Raw genomic sequence first — 26,315 nt, forward strand, 5'->3', positions numbered from 1 at the left:
GCCGGTCTCGGTCATGATCGCCGGATGGTGCTCCGGCTCGATCCCCGACTCCCCCTGCTCTGGCGCTCCGCGACCGCGGTGCAGCTCGGCCTCGACCGGCCGCACGCGGTGCTGGACGGCATCGGCTACCCGGAGGAGCTGCTGCTCGACGCCCTCCGCGTGGGCACCAGCGCCGGCACCGTCCGCCTGATCGCGGCGCGCGCCGGAGCGAGCGAGGCGCGGGTCGACGAGGTGCTCGAGGCGCTCCGGCCGGTCCTGCTGCGCAGCGTCGAGCCAGGCCCTCCCCCGGCACCGCGGGTCGTCGTCGAGGGGACGGGCGCGGCACCGGACGCACTGCGCACGCTGCTCCGGAGCGAGGGCTGCTCACTGCTCGCCGACGACGGGACGCCGGACCTCGCCGTGCTGATCGCCGACTTCGCGGTCGCCCCCGCCCGCGCCGCGCACTGGCTCGCGGCCGACGTGCCGCACCTGGCGGTGGTGTTCGGCGACGAATCGGTGCGCCTCGGGCCCCTGGTGGAGCCGGGGTCCGGACCGTGCCTGCACTGCGCCGAGCGGGACCGGATGGACCTCGACCCGGATCGCGCGCGCCTCGTGATCCAGGTGCTCGGCCGCTCAGCCCCCACCCGCACGCCGCTCGCGAGCGCGGCGATCGCCGTGGCGGCCGCCGACGCCGTGCTGCGGCGGCTGCTCGCGGGCTGGCGAGGGCTCCGCGGGGCCGAGCGGATCTACAGCGACGCCTCCGGAGCGTTCACCGTGCGGGAGCGGGAGCCGCACCCCGAGTGCGCGTGCCGAGCTCTTCGAGGAAGCGCGACGGCTCCCTCCGCGTGACGCGGCCGACCGTCGAGCGCGCCCACGAGAGGCGCAGGCGCCGGCGGGCCCGGGTGATGCCGACGTAGAGGAGGCGCCGCTCCTCGTCGATCGCCTCGAGGCCGGCGGCGTACGAGATCGGCAGCAGGCCCTCGGCGAGCCCCATCAGGTGCACCGACTCCCACTCGAGGCCCTTCGCCGAGTGCAGCGTGGCGAGGGTGACCGCGCCGCGGTCCGGCTCGTGGTGCACCTGCTGGCGTGCGATCAGGTCGTCGGTGAACTGCCGGAAGGTCCATCCGGCAGGGGCCTCGTCGACGAGGCGGGCCAGCGTGTCCAGCGACTCCCACCGGTCGCGCACCGCACCGGGCGCCGACGGGGGCTCGGCGCTCCAGCCGAGCGAGCGGAGGACGTCGCTCACCGACTTGAACAGCGGCTCGCCGCTGATCGACACGGACGCCGCGCGCAGCTGCATCACGGCCTGCTTCACCTCGGGGAGGTCGAAGAAGCGCTTGCCGCCGCGCATGTGCGCGCTCACTCCCCGCTCGTGCAGGGCGTGCTCGATGACCGCCGACTGGCTGTTGGTGCGGAAGAGGACCGCGATGTCGGAGGGGCGCACCCCCGCCTCGATGTCGGCCGCGACCCGCGCCGCGATCCCGCGCGCCTCCGCGATGTCGTCCGGGTAGGCGTCGATCGCGGGCTCCGGCGCCTCGGCGGCGGCGACGGCGTGGAGCGAGAGGGCGCCGGGCCTGCCCCGCATGAGGCGGTTCGCGGTCTGCACGATCGGCACGGCCGAGCGGTAGTTCTCCTCCAGGCGCACCACGGTGGCGGCCGGCCAGCGGGACGGGAAGTCGAGGAGGTAGTCGGCCCGCGCACCCGCGAAGGAGTAGATGGTCTGGCTGGCGTCGCCGACGACGCAGAGGTCGCTCCGGTCGCCGAGCCAGAGCTCCAGGAGCCGCTGCTGCAGCGGCGAGACGTCCTGGTACTCGTCGACGACGAAGAAGCGGTACTGCTCGCGCACCTGCATCGCCATCGCGGGCTCGGACTCGAGCATCCCGGCGGTCACGAGCAGGACGTCCTCGAAGTCGATCTGGCGGCGCTGGTCCTTCAGCCCCTCGTACTCGTCCACGAGCGCGACCGTCTGCTCCAGGGTGAGCCGTCCGGGCAGGGGGCGCGTGCGGGCGGCGACGGCGTACTGCTCGAGCGAGAGGGCGGACACCTTCCGCCACTCGATCTCGGCCGAGAGGTCGCGGAGCGTCGCCGTGTCGAGCTTCAGGCGGAGCCGCTCGGCCGCGTGCCCGAGCAGGCGGGCCTTGCCGTCGAGCAGCTGGGGCATCGTGCCCCCCACCAGCTGCGGCCAGAAGTAGCCGAGCTGCGAGAGGGCGGCGGCGTGGAAGGTGCGGGCCTGGACGCCCCCGGCGCCGAGCACCCGCAGGCGCGAGCGCAGCTCGGCCGCGGCGCGGCTCGTGAAGGTCAGGGCCATGACGCGACCGGGCGTGTAGACGCCGGTCGCCACTCCGTGCGCGATGCGGTGCGTGATCGTCCGGGTCTTGCCCGTGCCCGCTCCCGCGAGGACGCAGACCGGCCCCAGCAGCGCCTCCGCAGCCTCGCGCTGCCCCTCATCGAGTCCGTCGAGCAGGGTCACGCGATCGGGCCGTTCTCCAGCTCGCCTCCGTACCAGTCCTCGATCATCGCGCGGGCGATGGACGAGCGGCCGGGCAGCAGCACGGACTCGAGCGAGTCGTGCAGCTGCTGCCGGGTGAACCAGCGCAGCTCGACGATCTCCTCGCCGTCCGGGAGCAGATCCTCCGGGGACTGGTCCTCGGCGAGGCGGGCGATGAAGCCGACCATGAGGGAGGCGGGGAAGGGCCAGGGCTGCGAGCCGAGGTACTGCGGGTCGACGACGCGCATGCCCGACTCCTCGCCGATCTCGCGGATCACGGCGGCCTCGAGCGACTCGCCCGGCTCGACGAAGCCGGCGAGCAGGGAGAAGCGGCCGGTGCCCCACATCGCGTTCGAGCCGAGGAGGAGGCGGTCGTCCGCGTCGAGGACGCAGACGATGATCGCCGGATCCGTGCGCGGGAAGACCTGGCTGCCGTCGGTGGGCGAGCGGCGGACCCAGCCGCCCTGCTCGACGACGGTCGGGTCGCCGTTGCGGGGCGAGTAGCCGTGCGAGGCGTGCCAGTTCGCGATGGCGAGAGCCTCGGTGAACAGGCCCGCGTCGCGGTCGCTCAGGCGCTCGGCGATCGGGCGCAGGCCGCTCCACCGCTCCTCGTCGGGCTCGAGCTCGGCGGCGGCCGCGTCGGTGAGGACGGTCGCGATGACGGGGGTTCCGACCGGCTCGCCGGGGGCCTCGGCGAGCGTGCGGCCGAGGTAGATCCGGAGGGTTCCGGCGGTCACGTCCTCGGGGCGGCGCAGGAGGAGGCGGTCGGCCTCGACCAGGGTCCGGTCGTGGTGCAGGACGAGCACGCGGGTGGCGGGATCGGCGAGCAGCTCGTCGAAGAGCGCGGGCCGCGAGCGTCCGACGCCGTCGCGGTCGGCCGCCTGTCGCGAGAGCGGGAGGCGATCGGCGAAGGGCAGTGACATCCGGGGCTCATTTCGTGACGGGGGCCGCGAGGACCGCTGTCGCGGGCCTTCGACGGCATCGGCGGGACAGCGCGTGGCGGCGGGCCGGCCGGGCACGAGCCGCCTACCCTGGAAACCATGGCCAGATCCCATCTCACTCTAGCCGCGCTGGCCACCTCGGCCGTCGAGGGCCTCGACGTCCGCTCCGCGCGCCCCTTCACGTCCTCGACGCACGGCGACTTCGACTCCGCCCTGCTGACGACGCGCGAGAGCGCCCGCCTCGTCGTGCGCGTTCCCACGTCCGCGCTCGCGGAGCAGGAGCAGCTCGGCGACCTCGTCGCGCTCCGAGCGCTGACCGCCGGCATCCGCAGCCGCCTGCCCTTCGATCTGCAGGAGAGCGTCGGGCAGACGCCGTTCGACGGCACCCGCGCGGTCGTCTACGAGTACCTCGAGGGAGATCGCGTCCTCATCGACGACGTGGCCGCGCAGAGCGGGCTCGCGGACTCGATCGGCCGGGCCATCGGGGCGATCCACTCGCTCCCGGTGTCGTTCGTCCAGGAGGCGGGCCTGCCGATCGCGACCGCGCGCGACAGCGTGAACGAGACGGTCGCGGTGATCGAGCGCGCGGCCGACACCGGCCACGTCCCGGCGGCGCTCGTCGCGCGCTGGGAGTCGGCCTCCTCCGACGAGGCGCTCTGGCAGTTCGACCCGACCGTGGTGAACGGCTCGATGACCGCCGACTCCTTCCTCCGCTCGGGCGACGTCGTCGCGGCCGTGCTCGGCTGGGCGGCGCTGCGGGTCGGCGACCCGGCGCGCGACCTGCACTGGCTGCTGAGCGCCCCGGGCTCGGAGACGGCGCTCTCCGCCTACTCCCGGATGCGCGCGGGAGCAGTGGACCGCACGATCCGCCAGCGCGCCCAGCTCTACGCCGAGCTCGAGCTCGCCCGCTGGCTGCTGCACGGCACCGAGACCGACGACTCCGCCATCGTGGACGACGCGGTCGCCATGCTGGACACGCTGGTCGACAGCGTGCTCGGCGACCTCTCCGCGCCCCTCTCGACCGACACCGGCCCGGTGCTGGAGGTCTCGGAGGTCGAGGAGCTGCTCAACCGCACGCCGGGAGCCCGCACGGGCTCCTCCGCTCACGGCCGCGGGCTCGCTCCCGTCGCCGAGGAGAGCGACTCCGCGAGCTCGCGCTCGGAGTAGAACCGCTCGGGCCGCAGCACGAGGTCGTCGGCGACGAAGTAGAACACGGCGTCGACGCTCTCGAGCGGCACCCCCCGCCAGCGCGAGTAGGCGAGCCGGTACAGCGCGAGCTGGAACTGCTTGAGCTCGAGGTCGGCGGCGTCCTTCGGCGCCCGCCCGGTCTTCCAGTCGACGATCTGCACGCCGTCCTCCGTCGGGTACACCGCGTCGAGCTTGCAGACGACGACGTGGCCGGCGAGCTGGAGGTGGATCTCGATCTCGACCGCCTCCGGGTGCCGGTCGGCCCACTCCGAGCGCTCGAACGTGGCGATCAGGGCGTCGAGCCGCTCCTGCTCGACGGACGCGGGGCCGGCGTCGTCGAGCTCGTCGGGGAAGGTGTCGACCGCCTCCGCCCCGCCCTGGACGCCGAAGCGGTTCTCGACCCAGGAGTGGAAGGTCGTGCCGAGCCGGGTCTGCCGGTAGGGGCGCTCCGGCATCGGCCGGCGCAGCTGCGCGGCGACCTCGTCCGGCGTGCTGACGATGTCCTTGAACCGGGAGGCGGGGATGCGGGTGGGCAGCGGCGTGCGCTCGCCCCCGGCCAGCCGCACCGCCCGCTCGGCGAGCAGCAGGCGGATGTCGTCGCCGCGCGCTCCGAGCAGAGCGGGCTCGGCGCTGCGGACCCGGGCGGCGGCGGCGCGGACCCGGTCGCCGCGGGAGCCGAGCGGATCGTGGGGCCAGCGGAACGTGCGCGGGGCCCGCTCGAGCGGGTTCTCCTCGTTCGCGGGCTCGGTCGGCAGCGGCGGGATCGTGCCGGCCTCCTCGAGGTCGCGGAGGAAGACGCCCGGTCCGCGCGGCTTGGCCTGGCCGGCCCACCACGAGCCGCTGAGCAGGAGGTGGTGACGCGCCCGCGTGACGGCCACGTAGGCGAGACGCCGCTCCTCCGCCTCGTTGCGCTCGCGGAGGGTGTCGCCGAACGCTCCGATCGCGTCGACGACCTCCTTCTGCGTGCTGCAGCCGCGCCAGGCGAGATCGGGGAGCTCGGCGGCGTCGCCGCGGAACGCGTAGGGCATCGCGCCCAGTCTGACCCACCCGCGGAAGCCCTCGACCGGCGTGCCGGGGAGCTCGCCGTCGACCATCCGCGGGACGGCGACGAGGTCCCACTCCAGACCCTTGGAGCCGTGGATCGTCAGCAGCTGCACCGTCCCCGGCTCCGGGTCCTCCGGTCGCGGGGCCAGGCCGTCGCGCTTGTCCGCGAGGACGAGCCAGCGGAGGAATCCGCGGAGGGAGGAGCCGGTGCCGGCGCCGCGGTCGTCCGTCTGCAGGTACCCGGCCACCGCCTCCCGGAAGGCCTCGAGGTTGGCGCGGCCGTCCCCGCGCGACTCGTTCGCCTCGACCTCGATGTCCAGGCCCAGCTCCTGCTCGACCAGGGTGACGAAGTCGAGGAGGTCGAGCCCGGCCCGGGCGCGCAGCCGGGCGAACAGGGTGCCCGCCTCGTGCAGGCGCCGCAGGCCCTCGGCGCTGAACCCGCCGAGCGCGGAGTGGTCGATCCGCCCGTCGTCGCCGGGGCGGCGCGCCGCGATGAAGTCGAGGGCCTCGACGATCGAGCCGCCCTCGCCCTCGGTGACGGACGCGCGCATCCGCTCGCGCACCTCCTCCGGGAGCAGCCGGTGCGCGTGGTCGCGCGCCGCGAGCCATGAGGCGAGGTCGCGCAGCGCCTTGAGGTCGCGGACGCCCAGACGCCAGCGGGCGCCGGCCAGGAGGCGGACGAGCTCGCTGCCGGCGGCCGGGTCCTCGACGACGGTGAGCGCGGCGACGAGGTCGGCGATCTCGGGCTGCCGCAGCAGGCCCCCGATGCCGAGGATGTGGTACCGGACGCCGTGCTTCGCCAGCGCGGCGGCGAAGCGGTCCATGTGCGCGCGCACCCGGAAGAGCACCGCGGCCGACGGCGGCTCGGCGTTCTCGCGCAGCCGCCCGGCGAACCAGGCGGCGACGTCGTCCGCCTCCTCCTCGATCGTCTCGGGGAAGGTGAGCTCCACCGGGTGCTCGGAGGCCTGAGGACCCGCGCTCAGCGTGTCGACCGCGACCGCGCTCCCCGCCGACAGCGGCTCCACGATCGCGTTCGCGGCGGTGAGCACACGGCGGCCGTTGCGCCAGCTCGTGCTGAGGGAGAAGCGGCCCGCTCCCCCGAAATCGGTGCCGAAGCGGCCGAGCCCCTCGGCGCTCGCACCGCGCCAGCCGTAGATCGACTGGTGAGGGTCGCCCACCGCCATCACTCCCTGCCCGGCGAAGAGCCGCGAGAGGAGGCGGGTCTGCAGCACGGAGGTGTCCTGGTACTCGTCGAGGAGCACCACCCGGTACCTCGCGCGGTGCTCGTCCACGATCCGCGGCACCCTGTCGACGATCCGCAGCGCGAGGGCCACCTGGTCCGAGAACTCGACGAAGCCGCGCTCGGCCTTCGCCTCCTGGAACCGCTCGGCGAGCGCCGTCAGCACCGGCAGCGCGCCCACGGCCTGCAGCGCCTTCTCGAGCTCGCGGTAGAGCCCCGAGCCGCTGCCTCCACGCGGCAGCTCGCCCAGGCGGAGGAAGTCCTCGGCGAACGCGGCGACCGCGGCCGGATCGGCGAGGTTGTCGGCGAGGTCGTGCGCGAGCGAGACGACGAGGTCGGTCAGCCGGTCGATCCCCGCCTCCACCTCGAGGATGCGCGGATCGGCCGTGTCGGCCACGACTCCCCGCGCGAGATGCCAGGCGGAGGCCTCGGAGAGCACGGTCGCGTCCCCCTCGCGGCCGATCAGGGCCGCGTTGTCGCGGAAGATCGTGTTCGCGAAGGCGTTGTAGGTCGAGACGGTGGCGGCCTCGAACGGGTCGGGCGCCGACTGCCCGGGCGCGAGCGGGAGCAGGCCCGCCGCGCCGAGCTGGTCGATCCTCCGCCCGATGCGCTCGCCGAGCTCGGCCGCCGCCTTGCGGGTGAAGGTGAGGCCGAGCACCTCCGACGGCGCCGCGTGGCCGTTCGCGAGGAGCCAGAGGACGCGGTTCGCCATCGTCTCGGTCTTGCCGCTGCCGGCACCGGCGACCACCAGGGCAGGCTCGAGCGGCGCCTCGATGACGGCGCGCTGCTCGGCGGTGGGCGGGCGCAGGTCGAGGCGCTCGGCGATGGTCAGGGCGTCGATCACGGCAGCTCCTCCTCGAGGACGGCGGAGGGGTCGGGGTCGGCGGGGCCGGAAGGATCGGCCGGCGCATCGGGACCCGGCTCCTCGGAGTCCTCCAGGTCCTCTGTCTCGTCGACCTCGTCGATCGCCAGGAGACCGTCCCCCGGGACCTCGGGCACCGCGTGGATGCGGTACCGCAGGGCGTCGCCGGGCGAGAACGGGGTCGCGTCGAGCAGGCCCGAGAAGCCCGCCGCCGCCATGCCCAGGGCCGCGGCGCGGACGCGATCGCGCAGCCGCTCCAGCTCCTCCTCGCCGAAGCGCTCCTGGACCACCTCGCGGTACGGCTTCCCGCGCACGCCCGTCGCCACGAAGAGCAGCTTCGCGCCTCCCCCGTCGGCCGGGTCGGCCGCCTCGATCGCCCCTTCGGCGACGGCGAGCTGATAGCTGCCCAGCTGCGCGTGCTCGGCGATGTCGTCCTTGCGGGGGGTGCTGCGGCCCGTCTTGAGATCGACGATCGTGACGGAGCCGTCGGCCGCGCGCTCGACGCGGTCGATCGAGCCCCGCACCCGGGCGGGCGGGACGTCGAGCTCGAACTGCTGCTCGCGGCCGAGCACCACGCCTCCCCCGCGCTCGAAGTCGGCGAGGTAGCCCGCGAGGCCGTCGATCAGCCGCCGTGTGACGCGCTTCTGCCGCTCCCCCAGCCAGGGCGACTCGAAGACCAGCTCGGGCCACCGCGACTCGAGAGCCGCCCACAGCTCCTGCGGATCGGGCCGCTCGGCGTTCTCGAGGACCCAGTGCACGAGGGTGCCGACCCCCATCGCCGTGCTCGTCGTGGAGCCGGAGACGGCGTCGACGAACCAGTCCAGAGGGGACCGCTCGAAGGCCTCGAGGCGGCTCGGCGAGACGGAGACGGGACGCTCGGGGTCGCCGACGTCGAAGAGCGGCTCCGTGGTCGAGGGCTCGAGCACCCCGGACCAGGAGGAGGGGTCGGCGCCCGGGACCTCCGCGAGCGCCAGGGCGCTGAGCCCTCGGATGGCGGCGGGAGCCTCGGTCGAGTCCGGTGTGGTGGCGGTCCGGCGCAGCGCCGCCACCGCCCCGCGCAGCGTGAGCGGCACCGCGGAGGCCGGATCGAGCCGAGGCGCGTCCGGCGGGGTGAGCCGGAAGAAGAGGGAGGGCGTCTCGTCCTCGCCCGCGACGGCGCTGAGCACCAGCTGCCGCCGAGCGCGCGAGGCGGCCAGGGCGAACATCCGGAGCTCGTCGTCGAGAGTGGCCTTGCGGGCGTCGAGCGGCAGTCCGCCCTCGCCGCGGGCGTGCCGCAGCAGGCCGTCCGGATCGAGCAGCGAGCCGCGCTGGCGGAGGTTGGGCCAGACGCCGTCCTGCAGCCGCGCCACCACCACGACGTCGAACTCGAGGCCGACGACGGAGGAGGGCGTGCCGATGAGGACCGCGTCCTCGACGGAGCGCGGAGCGAGAGTGTCCTCGGGGACCTCCGCCTCGAGGATCTCGGTGACGAAGCCGATCGCGGAGTGCCCGGTCGCCCGCTCCACGAACCGGCGCGCGGCGCTGAAGAGGGCGACCACGCCGTCGAGGTTGCGGTTGGCCTCGGCGGCGGTCAGGCCGGTGCCGAGGGCGAGCTCGCGCCAGGAGGACGCGACGCGGCTGGACTCCCACGCCGACCACAGGAGCTCCTCGATCGAGCCCCCCTCCTCGTGCAGGCGGCGGACCCGGTCGATCGTCACGGCCAGCCGCTCGGCCTGCCGGGCGGGAGCGGAGTCGATGGTCGCGAATCGGCCGGGCGCTGCGAGGGCCTCGACCAGCAGCGGGTCGCTCGCGCGGATGCCGCCGCCGTCCAGCTCCTCCGCCCGGAGCGCGAGCCGGAGCCTGCGCAGCCCCAGCCGATCGACCCCGCCGAACGGGCCGAGCAGCAGCTCCGCCGCTAGCTCCGCGTCGAGGGGCCGCTCGCCGATCGCGACGCCGACCAGCACGAGCAGCGCCCGGGCCGCGTGATCGTCGCGCAACGCCCGTCCGGCGAGCACGGAGCGGGTCGGCACCTCCGCCACCGCGAGCGCCTTCACCAGCGGCTGGACCGCGGCTCCGGAGCGGACGACGACCGCCATCCGCCGCCACGGCACTCCGTCGCGCAGCCGCCGCTCGCGCAGCAGCCGCGCCACCGTCGCCGCCTCGCGCCGCCGTCGGGGCGTGCAGCACCAGGACGGCGCCGGGCCCGCCTCGGGGCCGGAGCCGCGACCGCCGCCTGCTGCCGACCGGCCGCCGCGGTGCCGATCCGCTCGGTGGCCGCCGACACGACCGCCCGCAGCGCGGCCGAGTGGCGGTGCACGCGCGCGAGCACCAGCGTCTCGACGTCGGACGCGCCGATGCTCGCGGCGAACCGGCCGAGCGTGTCGGAGGCCGCGCCGCGGTAGGCGCTGGTCGCCACGTCCGGATCGCCCAGCGCGATCACGGTCACCCCGCGCTCCGTCAGCGCCCGCAGCAGCACGAGCGTCGACTCGCTCGCCTCCTGGAGGTCGTCGACGACGACGAGGCGCAGCGCGTCGATCCGCTCGCCGCCCTCGCCCGCGCGGATCGCCTCGGCCGCATAGGCCGCGAACTCCGCAGCGTCCAGGCGGGTCCCCGCCTGGGGCGCCATCCACTCGACCACCTCGCGCAGCTCGTCGAGCACGTCGGCCGCCGCGCTCCACTCGCCGCGCTCGGCGTCGACCCCGAGGGCGCGGATCGCGTCCGAGTCGAGCCCGTGCTCGGTCGCCCGCATCCCGAACTCGCGGAGCTCGGTCCGGAAGGTCCGCAGCCGCAGCACCTCGGGGCTGAACTCCTCCGGCCACCGCGGGCCGGTCCCCTCCTCGAGGTGGCCCTCGACGAGCTCCGAGAGGAGGGCGTCCTGCTCGCCGCCGGTCAGGAGGGTCGGCCGCTCGAGGCCGCGCTCCTTGGCGGAGGAGGTGACCGCCTCGAACGCGAGCGAGGTCGCGGTCCGGGCGAGCGGGCCCCGGGTCGGCACTCCCAGCCGCAGGGCGAGCACGTCGCGCAGGGCGGTGGCGGCGGTGCGGCTGGCCGCGAGCACCACGACCGACTCGGGCGGGTACCCCCGCTCGAGGACGCGCTCGGCGACCAGCTCGACGACCGTCGTGGTCTTGCCCGTCCCCGGCGCCCCGAGCACGGCGGCGCTGCGGCCCTCGGGCAGCGCGAGCACCGCGCGCTGGGAGTCGTCCAGCACGACCGCGGGCTCGCCCGGGATCGCCTCGCCGACGGAGGCTGCGGTGGAGGGAGCGGGGGTCGCGGGAGCGGTCACACGACCACGGTAGCCACCGGGTCCGACACTCCCGCCCGTCCCCGCCGGGAGCCCCGGCCGCCCGCTCCGCTCACCGCGAAACCGGCGCGGCCGTCCGAGCGCGGTCCCGTATCCTGACACCCTCGTCCCCTCCCGAAAGGCACTGCTGGTGGAAATCCGTATTGGAATGGTCAACACCCCGCGCGAGCTCAACTTCGAGTCGTCGATGTCCGTGACCGAGGTCGAGAAGACGGTGACCACCGCTCTCGAGGCCGGCACCGCCGTCCTCCGCCTCCGCGACGAGAAGGGCAAGATCTACATCGTCCCTACCGCCACCATCGCCTTCGTCGAGGTCGGCTCCGAGGAGTCGCGCCGCGTCGGCTTCGTCGCCTAGAGCGTCCCGGGCGGACACGTCGTGGAGCTCCTCTTCATCACCCTGTTCGGGCTCCTGATCGGTCTCGCCGCGCGCTACGGGCTGCCGCACCGGCACCTGCACGGCTCCGTGCTGGTCCCGGCGATCGGCGGCCTCGTCGCCGCAGTCGTCTGGGTCGCGCTGACCTGGGCGGGCCTGCCGTGGGACGGCGGCCTGATCTGGGTTCTGTCCCTCGTCGCGACCGCCGTGGTCGTCGCCCCGGTCGGCCTCTCGCTCGGGCGCAGCCGCGCCCGCCGCGACGAGGCCTCCCTGCAGGCGATGCTCTCGGGACGCGTCGCCCCCTGATCCGAGCCGGAGGCGCGGGAGTCCTCGGACTTCCGCGCCTCCGTCGTTCCCGGCGTCGGGCGACGCGACGCGCCGGGGACGGTCAGGCCGTGAGCCCCAGCGCGTCCATCCGGCGCGTGTGCGAGGCGATGAGCTCGGTGAACACCGGCTCTATCCGCGACTCGTCGGAGTCGTGGTTGCCCGAGCCCATCAGTGCGGAGCGCGCCACGAGGAGGGTGTCGCCCACCAGGCGGCGGCCCCAGACGGCCAGGCGCGAGCCCAGGCGCTCGTCCGCGGCGATCTCGCGGCGGAGGATCGCGATCACGCCGTCGACGCCCGTGTCCGCGCCGAGCGTCTGCGCGATGCGCGGCCCCACGTCGGTGGGCAGCCCGCCGGTGAGGCGGATGAAGAAGTCGTCGAGCAGGCCCGCCGTGATGTACGCCGAGAGCAGCGTCTCGTGGAGGTCCGCGCCGCGGGTGAGCCGCTCGAAGGTGTCGATCGCGGGGCGGAACGGCGCCATGGCCTCGCCGGGCTCCACGTCGCGGCGGCGCAGCTCGGCGACGACGGCGTGGTGCTTCGCGAGAGCCGTGCCGGCGGCGGAGGAGATGGCCTCCTTGTCCGCGAGGTCGTCGGTCTCGGCGACGGCGCGCGCCAGCACCTCGAACACCGCGAGCTGGAGGTAGGCGACCTGGCCGAGATAGGGCAGCACCTCGGGGGTGAGGTCGGCGAGGTCGACGCGGTCGCGCTTCTGGCTCGACTCCCCGCGCGGCGTCAGGCGGGGCACCTCGAGCAGGGGACGTCGACGTCGGAACCAGGCAGCCATTTCCTCAGCATAGGGCGCCGGAGGGGCGGGGTTCCGGGGCCGGCGGGGCCGGGAGCAGTAGACTCGCCGGGATGTCACCGGCGCTGGATCGGTGACCCTGCGCCCGGAGTCGTACAGGGGCGTAGACCGTTCGACACGACAGGCGCTTCACTCCGTGACTTTCTCCGATCTGAACATCGACGACGACATCGTCGCCGCACTCGCCGCCAAGGGCATCCTCGAGCCGTTCCCCATCCAGGAGCAGACGATCCCCCTGGCCCTGCAGAAGCAGGACATCATCGGCCAGGCCAAGACCGGCACCGGCAAGACCTTCGGCTTCGGCCTCCCCCTCATCCAGGCCCTCGGCACCGACCCGGAGCCGGGCGTCAAGGCGCTCATCGTCGTCCCGACCCGCGAGCTCGCCGTGCAGGTCACCGAGGACATCGAGCTGGCCGCCTCCAACCGGCCGACCAAGATCGTCTCGATCTACGGCGGCAAGGCCTACGAGGGCCAGATCGAGCAGCTGAAGGCCGGCGCGCAGATCGTCGTCGGCACCCCCGGCCGGCTCCTCGACCTCGCCGGGCAGCGCCTGCTCTCGCTCGCCAACGTGCAGGTGATGGTCCTCGACGAGGCCGACAAGATGCTCGACCTGGGCTTCCTCTCGGACATCGAGAAGCTGTTCGCGCAGACGCCGCCCACCCGCCACACCATGCTCTTCTCGGCGACGATGCCGGGCGCGATCGTCGCGCTCGCGCGCCGCTTCATGAACAAGCCCATCCACATCCGCGCGACCGACCCCGACGAGGGCATCACGCAGGCGAACATCAAGCACATCGTCTACCGGGCGCACTCGCTCGACAAGGACGAGGTCATCGCGCGCATCCTGCAGTCCGAGGGCCGCGGCAAGACCGTCATCTTCACCCGCACGAAGCGCGCCGCGGCCCGCATCGTCGAGGAGCTCAACGACCGCGGCTTCAACGCGGCGGCCGTGCACGGAGACCTCAACCAGGAGCAGCGCGAGCGCGCGATGGCGGCGTTCAAGGCCGGCAAGAAGGACATCCTGATCGCCACCGACGTCGCCGCGCGCGGCATCGACGTGAACGACGTCACCCACGTGATCAACCACACGATCCCGGACGACGACCAGACCTACCTGCACCGCGTGGGCCGCACCGGGCGCGCGGGCAAGACCGGCATCGCGGTGACCTTCGTCGACTGGGAGGACCTGCACAAGTGGGCCCTCATCAACCGGGCGCTGGAGTTCGGCCAGCCCGACCCGGTCGAGACCTACTCGTCGTCGCCGCACCTCTACACCGACCTCGACATCCCCGCGGGGACCAAGGGACGGCTGAAGCCGACCCCGATCCCCGCCGAGGCCAAGGCCGACGCGCGCCCGGACCGGGGCGAGCGCTCCGACCGCGGCGAGCGCTCCGAGCGGGGCGACCGGCCGCCGCGTCGCCGCACCCGCTCCGACTCCGCCGACTCGACCGCTCCGCAGCAGACCGGCCCCGCTCCCTCGAGCGAGAGCAAGGAGCACCACGACGGCAACAGCGAGCCGCGCCGCCGCACCCGGTCGCGCCGCCGCTCGCCGCGCCCCGACGCGCAGGCCTGAGCCTCCGCGCCCCGAGCCCGTCCCCCCGCGATCCGTCGCGGGAGGGCGGGCTCTCGGCGTCTCAGCGGCTCTCCCGCGACTCAGCGGTGTCCCCACGCGACTCAGCGGCTCTCCGCCCCTCAGCGGTCACGGTGATCCGGCGGCTCTCCGCCTGTCAGCGGCTCTCCGCGACTCAGCGGGCGGAGGAGCGGATCGCGTCGACGGTCGCGCGCGCGGTCGTGTTCTCGCCCAGGCGGTTGGGCTTGCCCGTGCCGTGGTAGTCGCTCGAGCCCGTGGTGACGAGCGAGTACTGCTCGGCGAGCTCGCGCAAGCGGCGCTTGCCGTCCGCCGTGTTCTCGCGGTGCTCGACCTCGAGGCCGAACAGGCCGGCGTCGACGAGCTGCGGGAGGATCGACTCGACCGCGATCCCGCGGGCGCTCGCGGCCGGGTGCGCGATGACCGGGACCCCGCCCGCCGCGCGGACCAGGCGCACGGCGTCGACCGGGTCGGGCGCGTAGTGCGGGCGGTAGTAGCCGCCGCGCCAGTCGAGGATCCCCGCGAAGGCCGCGGAGCGGTCGGTGGCCAGGCCGCGGGCGACGAGCGCGTCGGCGATGTGCGGACGCCCGATGGTCGTGCCCGGGCTGGTCTGGGCGAGGACGTCGTCCCAGGTGAGGTCGTAGTCGGCCGCGATCGCGGTGACGATCGCCTCCGCGCGGTGCGTGCGGGCCGAGCGGATGCGCGCGGTCTCGGCCACGAGCCCCGGATCCGCCGGATCGACGAGGTACGCGAGGACGTGGACGCTGGCCCAGCCGACGCGGGAGGAGAGCTCCATGCCGGGCAGCAGGTCGATGCCCGCCTCCTCGGCCGCGGCGAGCGCCTCGGCCCAGCCGCCGGTCGTGTCGTGGTCGGTGAGCGCCACTCCGGCGAGCCCGGCCGCGGCCGCGGCCCGCACCAGGACGGCCGGAGCCTCGGTGCCGTCGGAGACGACGGAGTGGGTGTGGAGGTCGTAACGGCCCCCGTCGACATGCATGCGCTCATCGTAGACGCGCCGCCTGCGAGCCCTCCGATGCCCTAGTAGCCTGGGCGGCGATGGGGACGAGACTGGTGAAGACCGCGGTGGCGGTGATCGTGGCGATCGCTCTGCTGGTGGTCGCGGCGCCCGGCTTCTTCGGGATCGCCCGGGAGGCCCCCTTCGCCCAGCTGGTGCCGTTCCGGCTCGCGACGGGCGCGGCGGCCGTCGGGCTCGCCGCTGTCCTGGTCGTGATCGCGGTCCTCGTCGCTCCGGTCAGGCGCCTCGCGCTGGCCCTCGCGGCGCTCGGCGTCGTCTTCGCGCTCGTGCTCGCGGGAGTGCAGGGAGCGCGGGGCTACGACTCCGCCGCTCCGCGCGCCCACCGCCTCGCCGACGTGCGCCTCGCGACCTGGAACGTGCTGCACGACGGCGTGCCCGTCGACACGATCGCCTCGCTCGCCCGGGAGAGCGCGGTCGACGGCATCGCCCTCCTCGAGGTCTCGCAGACGCACGCGCAGGACGTCGTGAACGCGCTCAGCGCCCAGGGGATGTCGATGACCCTCCACTACGCCGGGTCGGGCGCCGACGACGGGGCGGCCCTGCTGCTCTCCCCCTCGCTCGGCGGCTACAGCGTCGACACCGCCGCGGTCGTCACCGGATCGACACCGTCCCTCGTCGCACGCCCCGACACTCCCGAGCGCCCCGTCCTCGCCGCGGTGCACACCATGGCGCCGATCCCCTCGCGCCTCGCGGAGTGGCGGAGCGATCTGCTCTCGGTCTCCGCGCTCTGCTCCGCGGAGGAGGACGTCGTGGTCCTCGGCGATCTGAACTCCACGGTCGACCACTGGACCGGGCTGCCGGGCTCGGCCGCGCTGGGCGGCTGCCGCGACGCGGGGACCGTCGCGGGCGGCGCCGCCCTGGGCACCTGGCCGTCCTCGGTCCCGCCCGCGCTCGGCGCCCCGATCGACCACGTCCTCTTCTCCGGACGCTGGGAGGTCTCGGGCTACCAGGTCGTCGACGACCGCGACGACGCCGGGAGCGACCACCGGCCGCTGGTCGTCCAGCTCTCGGTCCGCGGGATGGTGAAGGACGCGTCCTGACGTTCCTCCCCGGCGCCGACTCCCCGTCCTCCTCCCCCGCCCGGCCCGTGGCCGCCCCCGCGGCCGTGCGGAGGAGGACAATGGGAGTCATGACGAACACGGAGGAGCGGACCGCCGCTCAGACGCCCGACCCCGCCGCCGCCCCGCGCCCCCGCGCCACCGCGAACCGCTCGACGACCCCCGCCTCCGACCGCTTCCGCGACTTCATCGCGTCCGGCTGGGCCGAGCGGGAGGAGCCGCTGCCTGCTCCGCGCGAGCAGGCGTCCTTCGCCGCCTCCCGCCGCGAGCGCCTCTCCGCGCTGCACACCGGCGTGCGCATCGTCGTCCCGGCGGGCCGCCTCAAGCAGCGCGCGAACGACACCGACTACCCGTTCCGTGCGCACTCGGCCTTCACCTGGCTCACCGGCTGGGGCTCCGACTCCGAGCCCGGCGCGGTCCTCGTCCTCGAGCCCGCCGGGTCCGGCCACAGCGCGACGCTCTACTTCCGCGAGCGCGCGGGCCGCGACTCCGACGAGTTCTACGCCAACCCCGAGATCGGCGAGTTCTGGATCGGGCCGCGTCCGTCGCTCGCGCAGGTCGCGAGCGATCTCGGCCTCGCCACCCGCGGGATCGCCGAGCTCGACGCGGTCCTCGACGCGCACGACGGCGTCCCCCTCGCCGTGCTGCGCGAGGCCGACCCGGCGGTGACCGGCCGTCTCGACGCGGTCGAGGCCGACGAGCGGGCGGACCGCGACGCGGCGCTCGAGCGCGACATCGCCGAGCTCCGCCTGGTCAAGGACGCCTACGAGATCGCCGAGCTGCGCGCCGCCGTCGACGCGACGGGCCGCGGCTTCGAGGACGTCCTCTCCGACCTGCCGCGCATCATCGCCCACGAGAAGGGCGAGCGCCTGATCGAGGGCGTCTTCAACGGACGCGCGCGCGCCGACGGCAACGCGGTCGGCTACGACACCATCGCCGCGGCGGGCCCCCACGCCTGCATCCTGCACTGGACGCGCAACGACGGGCCGGTGCGCCCCGGCCAGCTGGTGCTGCTGGACGCCGGCGTCGAGCAGGACAGCTACTACACCGCCGACATCACGCGCACCTTCCCGGTGGACGGCCGCTACACGGACGCCCAGCGCCGGGTGCACGAGACGGTGCGGGAGGCGGCCGACGCCGCGTTCGCGATCGTCCGCCCCGGCATCCGCTTCCGCGAGGTGCACGCCGCGGCGATGGCCGTCATCGCGCGGCGCACCGCCGAGTGGGGCCTGCTGCCGGTCAGCGCCGAGGAGGCGCTCGAGGCCGACAACCAGCAGCACCGCCGCTACATGGTCCACGGCACCAGCCACCACCTCGGACTCGACGTGCACGACTGCGCCCGCGCACGGCGCGAGATGTACCTCGACGGACTGGTCGAGGAGGGCATGGTCTTCACGATCGAGCCCGGGCTCTACTTCCAGCCCGACGACCTCACGGTCCCGGAGGAGCTGCGCGGCATCGGCGTCCGGATCGAGGACGACGTGCTCGTCACCTCCGACGGCGCCGAGAACCTCTCGGCCGGCATCCCGCGCTCGGCCGACGACATCGAGGCGTGGATGGCCCGACTGGCCCGCTGAGCCCGGTCGCCCGCGGGGAGCCCCGGCCGCTCAGGCGGCGAGGGGCAGCGCGAACTCCCCGCGGGCGGCGGCGAGCGCCAGCCCGTCGAGCAGCGTCGCCAGCTGACCGGCGGGAGCGTCCGGGTCCTCGGGATGCCACTGCACGCCGACGAGGGGGGCCGCGACGTGCTCGACGGCCTCGATCACGCCGTCCTCCGCCCGGGCGACGACCCGCAGCCCCGGAGCGAGCAGGTCGACCGCCTGGTGGTGCGCGCTCTGCACCGCGAGCGCCTCGGACCCGAAGAGCCCGCCGAGCACGGAGCCCGCCGCGAGCCCGACCTCGTGCCGGTGCATGCGCTGGTGAGCGGGAGCCGCCGCGTTGACGTGCTCCGCCTCCGGACCCAGGTCCTGCACCAGCGTGCCGCCGAGCGCGACGTTGACGATCTGCAGGCCGCGGCAGATGCCCAGCAGCGGGGTCCGGCGGGCCAATGCCCGGTGCACCAGCGCGATCTGGGCGGCATCCGCGCGCTCCGCGTGGGGGCCCTCGGCCGGGTAGCCGCGGTCGGCGCCGTACTGCTCGGGAGCGATGTCCTCGCCGCCCGCGAGGACGAGGGCGTCCGCCCCCGCCGTGCGCGCCAGCAGCTCCTCCGTGCCCAGCTCCTCGGCGGCGAAGCGCTCCGCCCGCCAGCCGCGCTCGTGCGCGAGGGCGAGGATGCGGCCGTTCAGGATCTGCACGTAGGCGTGGTACTCCTCGCGGCCCGGTCGCACGCGGGCGACCTCGACGATGGCGAGTGAGCGGGTCATGACTCCATCCTGGGCACGCCGCCGCCGCCGGTCGAATCGCCGTGTCACGCGGTGTCACACTCCGGCCGTACGATCACGGAGTGACCTCGCCGAGCCCGTCCCTCCTGGAGCGCGTGCAGCAGGCGCGCTCCGAGGTCTCCGTCCTCGCCGGGACCACTCCCGAGCGCCGGGTCCGACCGCTGCGCGAGGCCGTCGAGCACGTCGCCGCCGGCGGCTCCCCCGATCCCGACGCCCTGCTCGACGCGGTCGACTCGCTGGTCGGGCTCGTGACCCGGGCCGAGGTGCAGCTGAGCGGCGTCGAGCGCTCCGTGCGGGACGACCTGGAGCGGGCCGCCACCCTCTCCGACCTGCGCACCTCGGCGCAGCTCGCCTCCGCCGCCGACGTGGCCGTCGCGTGCGCCGCGGCACGGTCGCTCCTCCTCGACGCCGACGACGCCCGGTCGGCCGGCGCCCGCCACGATCCGGCCGCGCTGCTGGTCCTGCTGCTCGACGCCGACTCCGCTCTGGACGCCGTCGTCTCCGGGTACCGCGAGCCGCGGGCCCAGGCCGAGCGCCAGCTCCTCCTGTTCGAGGCGGCGCGCACCGCGGCCCGGCTCGGTGCCGAGTCGGTGCTGCTCCTGGCCGCCGTGCACGGCGAGCGCATCACCGCGGCACCCCGGATCCTCGCGGAGGAGACGCTCGGGCAGCTGGACACCGCGGTGCGCCGTGCGGCAGGCGATCCGGCCGGCGCTCTGGACGAGGCCCGAGCCGCCGCCGACCGCGCCCGCTCCGCGCTCGACGAGGCCCTGGTCGACCTCGACGGCGCACCCCCGTCGCTCCGCCCAGCAGCCGTTCCCGGAGGCCTGCCCGCGGCCTGAGCACGCAGGCACCCGGCACCGGCGCGCGTGCCATAGTGAGGGACATGGCCTCCTTCCTCGTCGTCCCCCAGTGGCAGGGCTCGGCGTCGACGCGCGCGATGCGCCTCGTCGACGGAGCCGAGGCGATCCGGGGCGATCTGCCCTCCTCCGCCACCACGACCCTCGACATCCCCGCCGAGGCGGGCGACGCCCAGGACACCGGCATCCGCCGCTACGCCTCGGTCGCCACCGTCGCCGAGCGGGTGCGCGAGGCCCTCTCTGGCCGCACCGGTCCCGTGATCACGATCGGCGGCGACTGCGGCGTCGAGTTCGCGGCGATCGGGCACGCCGTGCGCTCGGCACCGGGCCCGGTCGCGCTGGTCTGGCTCGACGCCCACCCGGACGCGCACACTCCCGAGTCCTCCCCCAGCGGCGCCTTCTGCGACATGGTCCTCTCGGCCGCGCTGGGACGCGGCGTCGGCCTCCTGAGCGCGGGCGCCGAGGAGCGGGTGGCCGACGAGCGCGTCGTCCTCGGAGGTGTCCGCTCCGCCGACGACGGCGAGCTCGAGCGGCTGGTCGAGCGGGGCGCCGCGGTGCTGCCCGCGGACGCCCTCGACCCGGAGTCGCTCGTCGCGGCGGTCGAGGCGACCGGTGCCGCCTCCGTCTACGTGCACCTCGATCTGGACGTGCTCGACCCCGCCGATCTCGCCGGGCTGTTCGACCCGGTGCCCTTCGGCGTTCCCGCCTCGCGCCTCGTCGCGAGCCTCGACGCTCTCCGGTCCCGCTTCCCGCTCGCGGGCGCCGGCGTCACCTCGTTCGCCCCGTCGTCGCCGACCGCGGCCGAGGACGACCTGCCCACGATCCTCCGCCTCCTCGGCGCTCTGTCCCGCGGGGCCTGAGAGAGCCCTGCCATCGGCGCGCAAGCCCGAGCGCGTGTCGGCGGCACCCGGCAAGATGGTCGGACGCGACCGAGCGGAGGAACGATGAGCGACGAGAGACCGCGCGTGCGCACCGAGCGGCGCGGGACCGTGCTCGCGATCGTGCTGGACCGGCCCGAGAAGCGCAACGCCGCTGATCTGCGGCTGCTCGCGGAGCTGGCGTCCGCGTACGGCGAGCTCGACCGCGACCCGGAGCTGCGCGCCGGCGTCGTCCTCGCCGAGGGCGGGCACTTCACGGCCGGGCTCGACCTCGCCGACATCGGGCCCCGCCTGGGCTCCGACGGCCTCGACTTCGTGCCCGAGGGCGGTCTCGACCCCTGGGGCCTGCGCACCCGCCCCGTGAGCAAGCCGGTGGTCATCGGCCTCCAGGGCACCTGCCTCACGCTCGGCATCGAGCTCGCGCTCGCGAGCGACGTCGTCCTCGCCGAGCGGTCCACCCGCTTCGGCCAGATCGAGGTCGCCCGCGGCATCCTGCCCTTCGGCGGAGCGACACTGCGCTTCCCCCGCGCCGTCGGCTGGGGCGACGCGATGCGCTGGATCCTCACCGGCGACCTCTTCGACGCCGAGGAGGCCCACCGCATCGGCCTCGTGCAGCAGGTCGTCCCCGACGGGACGGTCGCCGAGGCGGCCTGGGCGCTGGCCGCCCGGATCGCCGCGCAGGCGCCGCTCGCCGTGCAGGCCGCCCTGGCCAGTGCCCGGCTCGCGGTCGCCGCGTCCGACGCCGAGGCCGCGGCCGCGCTCCCCGGGGCGCTCGCGCGTCTCGCGGCGTCCGAGGATGCGCGCATCGGCACCGAGGCCTTCCTCCAGCGCACGACGGCGGAGTTCACCGGACGATGAGCGACGAGAGCACCACCGTCACGGCGCCCGGCGGCTCCTCCCTCGAGGCGCAGCAGGAGCGCGCCGCGCAGCAGCTCGAGATCCGGCTCCGCTACGGCGACCAGGTGTGGGAGCTGCGCGAGGTCGACCACTTCGCCGTCTTCTCCCGCCGCAGCACCGCTCGACGGGCCGGGCGCGTCCTCGTGGCCTCCGGCTTCCAGATCGCGATCTCGCGGCTGAGGCTGAGGCAGGTCCTCGTCGCGAGCCACCACGCCGCGGTCGACGAGGAGTCGACCACCGCGTTCCTCCGCCAGGTGATCGAGGCGGTCGAGAGCCACGGCGGCCGCTACGACGGCTGGCGGGCCGAGATCGTGCCGGCGCATTGAGCGCCGGGCACCCACCGACGACGGGGCTCGACGCCTCCGAGAACCCCAGGGAGACAGCATGAGCAGCACGACGGATGAGTTCGACGTCATCGTCATCGGAGCAGGACCGGTGGGCGAGAACCTCGCGGACCGCGCGGTCCAGGGCGGCCTCACCGCGGCCGTCGTCGAGAGCGAGCTCGTCGGGGGCGAGTGCTCCTACTGGGCGTGCATGCCCTCGAAGGCGCTGCTGCGGCCGCCGATGGCGCTCCGCGCCGCCCGTGATCTTCCCGGCGCGGCGCAGGCGGTGAGCGGAGGAGTCGACGTGCCCGCGCTCCTGGCCCGCCGCGACTCCTTCACCAGCCACTTCGACGACCACGGCCAGGTGCAGTGGCTCGAGGGCGCCGGCATCGAGCTCGTCCGCGGGCACGGCCGCCTGAGCGGCGAGCGCGAGGTCACCGTGACCGGACCCGACGGCGAGGTGCGCGTGCTCCGCGCCCGCTCCGCCGTCGCCGTCGCGACCGGCACCACCGCCGTCGTCCCCGACATCCCTGGCCTGCGCGCGGCATCCCCCTGGACGAGCCGCGAGGCCACCTCGGCCGAGGAGGTGCCGCCGCGCCTCGTCGTCATCGGCGGCGGAGTCGTCGCGACCGAGATGGCGACCGCCTACGCCGGCATGGGCTCCTCCGTCACGCTCGTCGCCCGCAGCGGACTCCTCGCGCCGTTCGAGCCCTTCGCCGGCGAGCTCGTCGGCTCGGCGCTCCAGGAGCTCGGCGTCGACCTGCGCCTCGGCGACTCGCCCGTCTCGGTCGAGCGCCGGTCCGACGGCACCGTGGCCGTGACGCTCGAGGGCGGCGACGTCATCGAGGCCGACCAGGTGCTCGCCGCGACCGGCCGCGCCCCGCACACCCGCGACGTCGGCCTCGAGACGGTGGGCCTCGAGCCCGGCTCCTCGCTGACGGTCGACGACACGATGCTCGTGCTGGGCGGCGACGGTGCTCCCCTCGGCGGCGGGCGTCCGTGGCTCTACGGGGTGGGCGACGTGAACCACCGCGCACTGCTCACGCACCAGGGCAAGTACCAGGCCCGTGCGGCCGGCGACGTGATCGTCGCGCGCGCCACCGGTGCCGAGGTCCACGACGCCCCCTGGGGAGCGCACGTCGCGACCGCGGACCACGAGGCCGTGCCGCAGGTCGTCTTCACCGACCCCGAGGTCGCGTCGGTCGGCCTGACCGCCGCGGCCGCCGAGAAGGCCGGCTACCGCACCCGCGTCGTCGACTACGAGATCGGCTCGGTCGCCGGCGCCGCCCTCGCCGCCGACGGCTACACGGGCACCGCGCGGATGGTCGTGGACGAGGACCGGAAGGTCGTCCTCGGCGTCACCTTCGTCGGCAAGGAGGTCGGCGAGCTGATCCACTCCGCGACGATCGCCGTCGTCGGCGAGGTGCCGCTCTCGCGCCTCTGGCACGCGGTCCCCTCCTATCCGACGATCAGCGAGGTCTGGCTGCGGCTGCTCGAGACCTACGGACGCGACAGCGCGTGAGCGCGCTCCGTCGAGCCGTCGCGACGGTGGCCCTGGATCCGGCGATCACCCGGCCCGGCTACCTCTTCGCGTGCGCGGTCGGACTCGCCTGGGGCGCGCTGTGGAGCACGGGCCCGATCCGGCGCAGCCACGGCCTCGTCGTCTTCACCGGTCTGCCCTCCTGGGCGTTCGGCCGCGGAGGGTCCTGCGTCGGCACGAGCTACCTCACGGGCACCAACGTCTCCGACAGCGTCCTCGAGCACGAGGCCGTGCACAAGGAGCAGTGGCGGCTCTACGGGATGTGGTTCCCGTTCGCGTACACGGTGGCGGGTCGCGATCCGCTGCGCAATCGATTCGAGATCGAAGCCGGTCTCGAGAAGGGCGGATATCTCCGTGGTCACTGACATGACGGGGCGCGTCGTCGTCCTCACCGGAGCCAGTTCCGGCATCGGCCGGGTCGCGGCGGGAGCGCTGGCGTCCGCCGGTGCCCGCGTGGCCGTGGTCGGGCGGAACCCCGAGCGCACCCGCGCGGTCGCCGCCGACGTGGGAGGGGACGCGTTCCTGGCCGACTTCGACCGGCTCGACGACGTCCGCGCCCTGGCCGACGGCCTCCTCGAGCGCTACGAGCGGATCGACGTGCTGGCGAACAACGCGGGCGGGCTCGTCTCCCACCGCGCCGAGACGGTCGACGGCCACGAGCGGACGATCCAGAGCAATCACCTCGCGCCGTTCCTGCTCACGCGGCTCCTGCTCCCGCGGATGATCGAGACCTCGAGGGAGCGGGCCGGCGTCCGCGTCGTCTCCACGGCGAGCCTCGCGAACCGCTTCGGTCGCCTGAGGCTCGACGACCTCGACAACCGCCGCGGTCCGTGGCTGGGCGGCTGGCGGGCGTACGGCACGTCGAAGCTGGTGACGATCCTCTTCATCCGCGAGCTGGCGGAGCGCCTGCTGACGACGTCGGTCGACGCGTACTCGTTCCACCCGGGCGTCGTCTCGACGAGCTTCGGTGCCGACAGCACGATGATGAAGCTGATGACGAGCCTCTCGGTCGGCTCCTTCGGCATCTCCGCCGAGGCGGGTGCGGTACCGCTGATCACCCTCGCCTCCGAGCCCGACGTCGGTGCCGCCAGCGGCACCTACTTCGACCAGCTGACACCGCACGGCTCCCTGAACCCCCAGGCCCGAGACCGCGCTCTCGCCCACGACCTCTGGACTCTCTCCAGCCGCCTCGTGGGCGTCTCCCCCACCCTGTAGCCCGCTGCCGCTGCCCGCCGCCGCCGACTCGGCGCGGGGCGGCGCGGAGTACCCGACCCGCTCGCCGGGAGGATCTCGACACACCCTCTCCGAGGGCTGCCCGATCAGCAGGTCTGTGCGCGGTCGCCCGACTCGGTGTGTGCCCGCGAGCTTCTCGATCAGCCGCGAGATCGGTCGGGCGTGGATCTCGATACTCCCTCTCCGAGGGCTGCCCGATGAGCATGTCCGGGCGCGGTCGCCCGACTCGCCAGGCACCCGAGAACCGCTCGATCACGCGCGAGGTCCGTCGGCAGTGACTCTCGAGACGCCCTCTGCGAGGTCCACTCGATCAGCATCGTCCTCCGCGGTCGCGCCCCTGGCGCGCCGCATCCTCTGCGGTCGCGCCCCCGGCGCGCCGCACCCCTACGAGCAGCGCCCGGAGCGTCGCAGGGCGTCGTTCTGCAAGGCGGAGGAGGAAGCGATACCGGCGGTATCGCGCCCGACGACAACGCCGCAGAACGTCGCCCTGCGGCGCTCCGGGTCAGTTGGACTCTTGGCGGCCGAGGCGCCAGTACCCCATGAACGCCACCCGCTTCCGGTCGAGTCCGAGCTCGGTGACGAGGCAGCGGCGGATCAGCTTCACGGCGCCGGCTTCTCCGGCGATCCAGGCGTAGAGGCCGGGGTCGGTGCTCTCGTCGGGGACCTCCCAGAGCATCTCGTGGTCGACGTCGATGTCGCTGACGTCGACGCCGCGGTGGTGGGCGGTGAGGAAGCGGGTGGCCCAGGCGCGGACCGCGTCGCCGAGGGCCGCTCCGGGGGCTGCCGCGTCGGCGCGGACGATCCAGGTGACGTGGACGCCGGCGGGGTGGCGGAGCGGGAGGCGGTCGTGGGCGGTGGGGACCTCGAGGAACGCGGCTCCGGTGGCGTCGTCGTCGAGGCTCTCGAGGATCGCGGCGATGGCGGGGACGGCCGTCTCGTCGCCGGCGAGGAGGAGGGAGGTGGCGGCGCCGGGGTGGAACTCGACTCCGCCGCCGGGGAGGTCGGAGCGCGTGTCGGGCGCGATGATGACGATCTGGTCGCCGGCGCGGGCGCTCTCGACCCAGGCGGAGGCCGGTCCGGTGTCGCCGTGGGCGGCGAAGTCGATGTCGACCTCGGCGTCCTCGGGGCGGACGGCGCGGATGGTGTAGGTGCGGAGCGGGTTCCGGAGCTCGTCGGGGAGCTGTCGCCAGCGGCCGTACCAGTCGGGGTCGAGTCCGTCGGGTCCGTCGGGGTCCGAGACGGAGGCGAGGAAGGCGGGGGCGTCGGAGGCGGCGGTGGGGACGACGAGCTTGATGCGCTGGTCGGGGCCGGTGCAGCCGACGTGGTCGAGGCCGGTGCCGGTGAGGGTCACGCGGATGAAGTGCGGGGCGATCCGGGTCGCTGCGGCGACGGTCGCGAGGTACGGCCGGTAGGCCGGTCGGGCGGGGGCGGCGGTCGTCGGAGGCATCGCCTCAGTCTCGCACAGAAGGTAAGCCTTGCCTAACACTCAGCCGGGACGCCCGGCGGACGGTCAGCGCGCGGCGTGCTCGGCGGAGGTGCGCAGGCGCGCCTCCACGTCGGCGGCGAGCTCGGCGACGACGGGGCCGGCCCCGCCGATCCAGGCGCAGAAGTCGTGGCGGCCGTCGGCCCACGGGTAGTCGCCGTCGACGACCGACATCTCGCCGACCCAGGCCCGGACCGCGCGGTCGAGTGCGACTCCGCGGGAGCATCGCTCACCGGTGCCGGGGGCGCCCGAGCGCTCGGAGCGGCCGAGCCAGGTGACGCAGACCCGTCCGGGGGCGGCGAGCGGCGGCAGTCCGCGCGCGTCGTCGACCTCGACGAAGACCTGGCCGCGGGCGTTCGCGGGGAGAGTGTCGAGGATGCTCTGGATCCACGGCACGACGGTCTCGTCGCCCGCGATCAGGAACTGCTTCACGTCGACCGGCGCGGAGCCGTCGCGGTCCTCGAACATGCACATCGTGTTCGAGTATAGGCAAGGCTTACCTCAGTGACCAGAGCCGGACCCTGAC

24 protein-coding genes are annotated in these 26,315 nt (G+C 74.7%); 14 read left to right on the forward strand and 10 right to left on the reverse strand.

All coding sequences use genetic code 11. The features are described from left to right. The first annotated feature begins 24 nt into the window (after positions 1-24). Positions 25-828 carry a hypothetical protein gene (locus GTU71_RS07205; RefSeq protein ID WP_104327466.1) on the forward strand — a complete coding sequence of 268 codons (804 nt, stop codon included), beginning with the start codon at positions 25-27 and terminating at the stop codon, positions 826-828. Here GTU71_RS07205 and GTU71_RS07210 read toward each other — a convergent pair. Beyond that, the gene (locus GTU71_RS07210; protein ID WP_104224836.1) at positions 749-2,449 is read right to left on the reverse strand and encodes an ATP-dependent helicase; all 1,701 of its coding nucleotides are present in this window, start codon (positions 2,447-2,449) and stop codon (positions 749-751) included. The genes GTU71_RS07205 and GTU71_RS07210 overlap by 80 nt on opposite strands. After that, positions 2,446-3,390, reverse strand: a complete 945-nt coding sequence (gene nudC / locus GTU71_RS07215) for an NAD(+) diphosphatase (RefSeq protein ID WP_104262666.1) — start codon at positions 3,388-3,390, stop codon at positions 2,446-2,448. Before nudC ends, GTU71_RS07210 begins: the two co-directional genes overlap by 4 nt. Positions 3,391-3,507: 117 nt before the next feature. Here nudC and GTU71_RS07220 point away from each other — a divergent pair, with 117 nt between their 5' ends. Beyond that, a complete protein-coding gene (locus tag GTU71_RS07220) occupies positions 3,508-4,575 on the forward strand; it encodes a phosphotransferase (protein WP_159939561.1) in 1,068 nt (355 codons plus the stop codon). Here GTU71_RS07220 and GTU71_RS07225 read toward each other — a convergent pair. Genes GTU71_RS07225 through GTU71_RS16410 form a run of 3 tightly spaced genes read right to left on the reverse strand, consistent with a single transcriptional unit; the run spans position 4,512 to position 11,004 of the window. Then, positions 4,512-7,724 (reverse strand): ATP-dependent DNA helicase, encoded by a 3,213-nt coding sequence (locus GTU71_RS07225; protein WP_159939562.1) that lies wholly within the window; start codon positions 7,722-7,724, stop codon positions 4,512-4,514. The two genes, GTU71_RS07220 and GTU71_RS07225, sit on opposite strands and share 64 nt — an antisense overlap. Then, positions 7,721-9,871 carry a UrvD/REP family ATP-dependent DNA helicase gene (locus tag GTU71_RS07230; protein WP_244230656.1) on the reverse strand — a complete coding sequence of 717 codons (2,151 nt, stop codon included), beginning with the start codon at positions 9,869-9,871 and terminating at the stop codon, positions 7,721-7,723. Before GTU71_RS07230 ends, GTU71_RS07225 begins: the two co-directional genes overlap by 4 nt. After that, on the reverse strand, positions 9,772-11,004 hold the full coding sequence (locus GTU71_RS16410) for a UvrD-helicase domain-containing protein (RefSeq protein WP_244230657.1): 1,233 nt from the start codon (positions 11,002-11,004) through the stop codon (positions 9,772-9,774). Before GTU71_RS16410 ends, GTU71_RS07230 begins: the two co-directional genes overlap by 100 nt. A gap of 148 nt (positions 11,005-11,152) precedes the next feature. On the opposite strand from GTU71_RS16410, the gene GTU71_RS07235 reads away from it, so the two are divergent. Further along, complete coding sequence (locus tag GTU71_RS07235) at positions 11,153-11,377, forward strand: DUF3107 domain-containing protein (RefSeq protein ID WP_104224841.1); 225 nt, start codon at positions 11,153-11,155, stop codon at positions 11,375-11,377. A gap of 21 nt (positions 11,378-11,398) precedes the next feature. Continuing rightward, positions 11,399-11,701 carry a hypothetical protein gene (locus GTU71_RS07240; RefSeq protein ID WP_159939563.1) on the forward strand — a complete coding sequence of 101 codons (303 nt, stop codon included), beginning with the start codon at positions 11,399-11,401 and terminating at the stop codon, positions 11,699-11,701. Between the two features lie 82 nt (positions 11,702-11,783). Here GTU71_RS07240 and GTU71_RS07245 read toward each other — a convergent pair whose 3' ends face one another. Then, positions 11,784-12,503 carry a ferritin-like fold-containing protein gene (locus GTU71_RS07245; protein WP_104247820.1) on the reverse strand — a complete coding sequence of 240 codons (720 nt, stop codon included), beginning with the start codon at positions 12,501-12,503 and terminating at the stop codon, positions 11,784-11,786. A gap of 154 nt (positions 12,504-12,657) precedes the next feature. On the opposite strand from GTU71_RS07245, the gene GTU71_RS07250 reads away from it, so the two are divergent. Continuing rightward, a complete protein-coding gene (locus GTU71_RS07250; RefSeq protein ID WP_104224844.1) occupies positions 12,658-14,094 on the forward strand; it encodes a DEAD/DEAH box helicase in 1,437 nt (478 codons plus the stop codon). A 172-nt stretch (positions 14,095-14,266) separates the two neighbouring features. Here the strand turns inward: GTU71_RS07250 and GTU71_RS07255 are convergent, their stop codons facing one another. Further along, positions 14,267-15,103: a PHP domain-containing protein gene (locus GTU71_RS07255; RefSeq protein WP_104224845.1), complete on the reverse strand. Its 837-nt coding sequence runs from the start codon at positions 15,101-15,103 to the stop codon at positions 14,267-14,269. A 59-nt stretch (positions 15,104-15,162) separates the two neighbouring features. On the opposite strand from GTU71_RS07255, the gene GTU71_RS07260 reads away from it, so the two are divergent. After that, positions 15,163-16,182, forward strand: a complete 1,020-nt coding sequence (locus tag GTU71_RS07260) for an endonuclease/exonuclease/phosphatase family protein (protein WP_104256196.1) — start codon at positions 15,163-15,165, stop codon at positions 16,180-16,182. An 89-nt stretch (positions 16,183-16,271) separates the two neighbouring features. Next, the gene (locus GTU71_RS07265; RefSeq protein ID WP_244230658.1) at positions 16,272-17,777 is read left to right on the forward strand and encodes an aminopeptidase P family protein; all 1,506 of its coding nucleotides are present in this window, start codon (positions 16,272-16,274) and stop codon (positions 17,775-17,777) included. Between the two features lie 30 nt (positions 17,778-17,807). Here GTU71_RS07265 and GTU71_RS07270 read toward each other — a convergent pair whose 3' ends face one another. Further along, complete coding sequence (locus tag GTU71_RS07270) at positions 17,808-18,560, reverse strand: gamma-glutamyl-gamma-aminobutyrate hydrolase family protein (protein WP_104225036.1); 753 nt, start codon at positions 18,558-18,560, stop codon at positions 17,808-17,810. Positions 18,561-18,640: 80 nt separating this feature from the next. Between GTU71_RS07270 and GTU71_RS07275 the strand changes: the two genes are divergently transcribed. The 7 genes from GTU71_RS07275 to GTU71_RS07305 all read left to right on the forward strand — a co-directional run bounded on the left by GTU71_RS07275 (position 18,641) and on the right by GTU71_RS07305 (position 24,288). Then, entirely contained in the window at positions 18,641-19,417 is a 777-nt protein-coding gene (locus GTU71_RS07275; protein WP_104273839.1) for a hypothetical protein, read from the forward strand. A 44-nt stretch (positions 19,418-19,461) separates the two neighbouring features. After that, positions 19,462-20,295 (forward strand): arginase family protein, encoded by an 834-nt coding sequence (locus GTU71_RS07280; RefSeq protein WP_159939565.1) that lies wholly within the window; start codon positions 19,462-19,464, stop codon positions 20,293-20,295. A gap of 84 nt (positions 20,296-20,379) precedes the next feature. Continuing rightward, positions 20,380-21,171: a crotonase/enoyl-CoA hydratase family protein gene (locus GTU71_RS07285; protein ID WP_104256199.1), complete on the forward strand. Its 792-nt coding sequence runs from the start codon at positions 20,380-20,382 to the stop codon at positions 21,169-21,171. After that, the gene (locus GTU71_RS07290; RefSeq protein ID WP_104225032.1) at positions 21,168-21,536 is read left to right on the forward strand and encodes a ribonuclease E inhibitor RraB; all 369 of its coding nucleotides are present in this window, start codon (positions 21,168-21,170) and stop codon (positions 21,534-21,536) included. Before GTU71_RS07285 ends, GTU71_RS07290 begins: the two co-directional genes overlap by 4 nt. 58 nt (positions 21,537-21,594) lie before the next feature. Beyond that, positions 21,595-23,055 (forward strand): NAD(P)/FAD-dependent oxidoreductase, encoded by a 1,461-nt coding sequence (locus GTU71_RS07295; RefSeq protein ID WP_104225031.1) that lies wholly within the window; start codon positions 21,595-21,597, stop codon positions 23,053-23,055. Then, positions 23,052-23,438: a Fe-S oxidoreductase gene (locus tag GTU71_RS07300; protein ID WP_104227423.1), complete on the forward strand. Its 387-nt coding sequence runs from the start codon at positions 23,052-23,054 to the stop codon at positions 23,436-23,438. Before GTU71_RS07295 ends, GTU71_RS07300 begins: the two co-directional genes overlap by 4 nt. Beyond that, positions 23,428-24,288, forward strand: coding sequence for an SDR family NAD(P)-dependent oxidoreductase (locus GTU71_RS07305; protein ID WP_244230659.1), 861 nt, complete (start codon positions 23,428-23,430; stop codon positions 24,286-24,288). Before GTU71_RS07300 ends, GTU71_RS07305 begins: the two co-directional genes overlap by 11 nt. 520 nt (positions 24,289-24,808) lie before the next feature. Here GTU71_RS07305 and GTU71_RS07310 read toward each other — a convergent pair. Together GTU71_RS07310 and GTU71_RS07315 are read right to left on the reverse strand one after the other, a co-directional pair. Further along, positions 24,809-25,753: a siderophore-interacting protein gene (locus GTU71_RS07310; protein WP_104256203.1), complete on the reverse strand. Its 945-nt coding sequence runs from the start codon at positions 25,751-25,753 to the stop codon at positions 24,809-24,811. A gap of 63 nt (positions 25,754-25,816) precedes the next feature. Beyond that, positions 25,817-26,263, reverse strand: a complete 447-nt coding sequence (locus GTU71_RS07315; protein ID WP_104248226.1) for an SIP domain-containing protein — start codon at positions 26,261-26,263, stop codon at positions 25,817-25,819. Between the last annotated feature and the right edge of the window lie 52 nt (positions 26,264-26,315).

It is taken from the genome of Rathayibacter sp. VKM Ac-2762 (assembly GCF_009866585.1).
Classification (GTDB): domain Bacteria; phylum Actinomycetota; class Actinomycetes; order Actinomycetales; family Microbacteriaceae; genus Rathayibacter.

Excerpts from the sequence above, each read along its gene's own strand:
- GTU71_RS07205 (WP_104327466.1), top strand. The coding sequence starts at position 25 with ATGGTGCTCCGGCTCGATCCCCGACTCCCCCTGCTCTGGCGCTCCGCG.
- nudC (WP_104262666.1), bottom strand. The coding sequence starts at position 3,390 with ATGTCACTGCCCTTCGCCGATCGCCTCCCGCTCTCGCGACAGGCGGCC.
- GTU71_RS07220 (WP_159939561.1), top strand. The coding sequence starts at position 3,508 with ATGGCCAGATCCCATCTCACTCTAGCCGCGCTGGCCACCTCGGCCGTC.
- GTU71_RS07245 (WP_104247820.1), bottom strand. The coding sequence starts at position 12,503 with ATGGCTGCCTGGTTCCGACGTCGACGTCCCCTGCTCGAGGTGCCCCGC.
- GTU71_RS07255 (WP_104224845.1), bottom strand. The coding sequence starts at position 15,103 with ATGCATGTCGACGGGGGCCGTTACGACCTCCACACCCACTCCGTCGTC.
- GTU71_RS07260 (WP_104256196.1), top strand. The coding sequence starts at position 15,163 with ATGGGGACGAGACTGGTGAAGACCGCGGTGGCGGTGATCGTGGCGATC.
- GTU71_RS07265 (WP_244230658.1), top strand. The coding sequence starts at position 16,272 with ATGACGAACACGGAGGAGCGGACCGCCGCTCAGACGCCCGACCCCGCC.
- GTU71_RS07270 (WP_104225036.1), bottom strand. The coding sequence starts at position 18,560 with ATGACCCGCTCACTCGCCATCGTCGAGGTCGCCCGCGTGCGACCGGGC.
- GTU71_RS07280 (WP_159939565.1), top strand. The coding sequence starts at position 19,462 with ATGGCCTCCTTCCTCGTCGTCCCCCAGTGGCAGGGCTCGGCGTCGACG.
- GTU71_RS07285 (WP_104256199.1), top strand. The coding sequence starts at position 20,380 with ATGAGCGACGAGAGACCGCGCGTGCGCACCGAGCGGCGCGGGACCGTG.
- GTU71_RS07290 (WP_104225032.1), top strand. The coding sequence starts at position 21,168 with ATGAGCGACGAGAGCACCACCGTCACGGCGCCCGGCGGCTCCTCCCTC.
- GTU71_RS07295 (WP_104225031.1), top strand. The coding sequence starts at position 21,595 with ATGAGCAGCACGACGGATGAGTTCGACGTCATCGTCATCGGAGCAGGA.
- GTU71_RS07310 (WP_104256203.1), bottom strand. The coding sequence starts at position 25,753 with ATGCCTCCGACGACCGCCGCCCCCGCCCGACCGGCCTACCGGCCGTAC.
- GTU71_RS07315 (WP_104248226.1), bottom strand. The coding sequence starts at position 26,263 with ATGTGCATGTTCGAGGACCGCGACGGCTCCGCGCCGGTCGACGTGAAG.